The 2,888-nt window shown below is 66.0% G+C and carries 1 protein-coding gene and 1 pseudogene; both read left to right on the top strand.

All coding sequences use genetic code 11. The features are described 5' to 3' along the window. The coding region (locus tag A2J03_RS23540) for an SDR family NAD(P)-dependent oxidoreductase (RefSeq protein WP_156520553.1) at positions 1-2,455 on the top strand (2,455 nt) is incomplete at its 5' end. Then, positions 2,452-2,888, top strand: a pseudogene (locus tag A2J03_RS23545) (hypothetical protein); the annotation flags it as partial. The gene A2J03_RS23540 and the pseudogene A2J03_RS23545, both read left to right, overlap by 4 nt.

A 2,888-nucleotide genomic window follows, 5' to 3' on the forward strand; every position in this document is an offset into this window, starting at 1 on the left:
AACGTTGCGCACCCTCGATCAGATCGTCGAGCTTCTCGCCGCGGGGAGTGATGTCCACCCAAAAGCTGAAGCCGCGGCGACCTCGCCGCGGCACACTGTCGAACTTGCTGCGCTTCCGCCAGTGGACCGCATCGAAGGATTGTTCGTAACCGGCGCTACCGCAGTAGTTCTGGACCTCACGGACGATGGCACGGATGCGGCCGGCCTCACGAGCGGACTCAGCGCACGCGGCTGGTCCGTCGAGCATGTGCCCTTGACCGGCACCGCGAGCGACATCGAGAGAACCGTTGCGGGAGTGTTCGACGCCGACGTGACGCTCGCTCTCGTCGTGGCAGGCGCGTCGAGTGAGTGGTCTGTCGCAAGCCATCGGCTCTCGGCGACTCTGCTCGCCGCCAAGTACGCCTACTCGTCCCTCGAACGTTCCGGCGGGCTCAGGTCGGCATTGGTGACCTTGACTCGTCTCGACGGTGCGCTCGGTTTCGCCGGAACAGTCGATCCGGTGTGCGCGTTGATCGGTGGCGTCGGTGGTGTCGTGAAGACGGTTGCTGCCGAGCGGCTTGGTCTGTTCTGCCGCAGCATCGACGTTCATCCGGCCGTCAGTGCCGACACTCTCGTGGAAACACTGCTGATCGAAATATCGGACGCAGCGGCAGACACGCTGGAAGTCGGGATCGACGACAACGGTGACCGGTGGACGATCGTGCCCAGCCTGCACGGCGCGTCGTCGACGCATTCGGTTGTCGATCCCGCCGCGACCATGAGCGTTACCGAATTGACCGAGTCCGACGTGGTTCTCGTGACCGGAGGCGCGCGGGGTGTGACGGCGCTGTGCGCACGCGAACTCGGCCGACACACGGCCGCACGGTTCGTTCTCCTCGGGCGCACCGACCCGGACCCCGAACCCGACTGGGCACACGGTGTGAACGACGCGGGTCTGCAGTCGGCAGCACTCACGGCGATGGCCGGATCGGGGGCCACACCCCGCGACGTCGGACGGGCCTGCGCAGCGGTCCGGGCCGGCCGCGAAATCGCCGAGAACCTCGACGAACTCGGCGATCGCGCACAGTACATCGCGGTCGACGTCACCGACGTCGATGCGGTGCGAGCGGCTCTGAGCCCGCTGGCATCCAAGATCACCGTCGTGGTGCACGGTGCGGGTGTGCTCGCCGATTCGGCGATCGGCGCCAAGACGGTCGCCGACATCTCCCGAGTTCTCGACCCCAAGATCACCGGACTCGGTGCCGTGTTGGCCGCGCTCGAGACGAACCCCGAGCCATCACCGCTCCGTAGGATCGTGTTGTTCACGTCAGTCGCTGGGCTGTACGGAAATTCCGGGCAATCGGACTACGCGGCTGCGAACGAGGCGCTCACCCGGTTCGCTGCAGCTCACGTGTCCTCCCGGCCCGATCTTCACGTGACGGCGATCGATTGGGGCGCCTGGGACGGCGGGATGGTCACGGCCGAGTTGCGCGAGCACTTCATCGGACGCGGTGTTACCTTGCTCGATCCCGTTGTCGGCGCTCGCGCCTTCGCCGAGCAGTTCACACCCGACCGCCGCGACGACGTCGTGGTGTTGGTGGGAGAAGCCGCGTCGCTGACCGAAGGATCACCGACGCTGGGAGAACCGTTCGTCGCCACCAGGCGGCTCGCGCAGCTGGAGACGAATCCGCTGGTTCAGGCGCACCGAATCGGCGCGCACCCCGTACTTCCCGCGACCTTCGGTCTCGGCGCAATGATCAACGTCGTCGAGCGTGCATACCCGGGCCGGACCGTCACGGGAGTCCGAGATTTCCACGTGCACAAAGGAATCGTCTTCGACCACCCGATCGAATCCATCGATATCCGGGTCGCACCCGACGACGACCGCACCGTTCGGGTGTTCGTCACCGGCGGCGACAAAGTCAAGACGGTCTCCCACTACGTTGCGACGATGGATCTCGATGCGCATCCAGCGCAGGCTCCTCGTCTCCATGCACCTCGCTTCGGTACCGGAGTGCCCGCCGACGAGTTGTATCGCGACGCCAGGCAATTCCACGCGCCGTTGCTGCACGGGATGCGCCGAGTTCTGGCGGACTCGGACACCGAACTGGTGCTCGAATGCGAACTCGGAGGTGAGCCGCTCGAACTCGGAGCGTATGCCGGAGTCCTGCACAATCCCGTACTCGCGGACGTCATTCTGCAGGGGCCTCCGGTACTCGGTCATCGGCTGCTGAACTCGGCGTGCCTACCCCTCGGCATCGGCCGAATCGACTACTACGCAGCGCTTCCGTTGGGCGAGCCTTGGGCGGTGGTGGTCGACAACCCGCGCGCGGGCTCTACCGACGTAACCATCGACGCCACCGCAATCGGGGCTGACGGCGTGGTTCTTCAGAAGTTTTCCGACGTGACAGTGGTCACGACACCTGATCTGTCCGACATGTTCCGCGACTCAGTAAGGCAGTGGTCCCAATCATGAACGACGGCTCTACACGAGACATCGGCGAGGGCGTGCTCGCGTTCGACGGCGAGGCGTTCGACCCGGTCGGCGCCACATCTATCCCCACTTCATCCACTCCCGCGTCATCCGCACCGGCGGCGTTCGTCCCGAAGGCGTTTCTGCCGGCTGCCGGACGGCCGAACCCGCTACGCGAGATCAGGGCTGCCGTCACAGGCGCGCACCGCGCACACCTCGATGCCTACTCGCGCGTCCAGCACGCGATCCTCCGGTCCGCTCGTACCGCGCCCGCACCGCTGCGAGCGCTCACGGTCGCACCCGTCGCGGTGGCGCCTGAGGGAGCATTCAAACCACTTGCCCGTACCGATCGCTGCACACTCGACCGAGCTGCGCTGGAGTCGCTTGCGCGCGGCGACATCGATGCCGTGTTCGGAACGGACTACGACCAAGCAGA

The sequence above is a fragment of the Rhodococcus sp. EPR-157 genome, from assembly GCF_001647195.1.
In the GTDB taxonomy this organism is placed as follows: domain Bacteria; phylum Actinomycetota; class Actinomycetes; order Mycobacteriales; family Mycobacteriaceae; genus Rhodococcoides.